2 pseudogenes are annotated in these 1054 nt (G+C 48.9%); both read left to right on the forward strand.

From position 1 onward, the window contains the following. A pseudogene (locus tag J07HQW2_RS00035) lies at positions 1-372 on the forward strand (hypothetical protein); the annotation flags it as partial. A gap of 182 nt (positions 373-554) precedes the next feature. Further along, positions 555-1054, forward strand: a pseudogene (locus J07HQW2_RS00040) (hypothetical protein); the annotation flags it as partial.

Raw genomic sequence — 1054 nt, forward strand, 5'->3', positions numbered from 1 at the left:
TATCGTGCCGTGCTATGCGATCCTGTCGTGGATCAGGTCATCGCTAAGGCAAATACACAGAGGGCGACCGAAGCAAATCGATATGCGGTGCTCGTGACTAGTACCGAGATACAATCTGTGTCGCTCATTATTCAGCATACGGCTGGTCCCGCTGATGAAACGATTGAACTGAGTGTCAACTCGAAGACGCTCTCTGGAATGGAGCGCAACGTTTCTGAATCAAGTCTTGTCGCACCGGCTGATGTCCCAGAAACATTCAGTATTGCTGCATACGAGACATCGGCAAGTCGTGTTGCACCCTACAGTAGTCGTGGACAACAGGGGATCGATGTAACCGGATATACGAATATTGATATTGAACACGGTCTCTAGGGTGTGACGCCATTCAGTTTTAGTGGAACCTCCGATCAGCACCCCATGTCGGTGGTGTTGCCATTCTTGTTGAACAGGCTGATGATTGTAATCCTTCCCCGGCAACACTGGCAACGACGCTTCGGTCAGCAAGCGATGATATTCGAGTCCCGGGTGACGATATAATATCAGGATCTGGTGTTGTGAACGCTGTTGATGCGGTTGAGTCAGTTTCATCAGTAAATATCACACCAACACCAACACCGACACCGACTCCGGTACCAACATCGACTCATATTCCTGCACCGACACCCGCGCCCAGTAGCGATATCACGATTACACAATCGGCTACTGCGACAGAAGTCACACAAGGAACAACGGTAAGAATCACCACACGGATAACGAATGCTAGCGGGTCTGCTTCGGCGAACACGAATTATACACCACCAGTGCAATTGGCTGTGATTACTAATATAATGGCAAACGGCACTACGGTTGAGCCGGGTCGCCCATCAGCAAATCCAACCGGTGGTGTGATTACAATTAATAATGTTGAGACGAGCGCACCCATCTTTATTACTGAACGACTCACAGTATCAGAGATAGCAGAGACAACACACATAATCACAGAAAATGTCACCGATGGCGGTACCACTGTTTCTTCTGATCCTATCAATATATCCGTCACAGTGCTTGATGACCC

It is taken from the genome of Haloquadratum walsbyi J07HQW2, from assembly GCF_000415985.1.
Classification (GTDB): domain Archaea; phylum Halobacteriota; class Halobacteria; order Halobacteriales; family Haloferacaceae; genus Haloquadratum; species Haloquadratum walsbyi_B.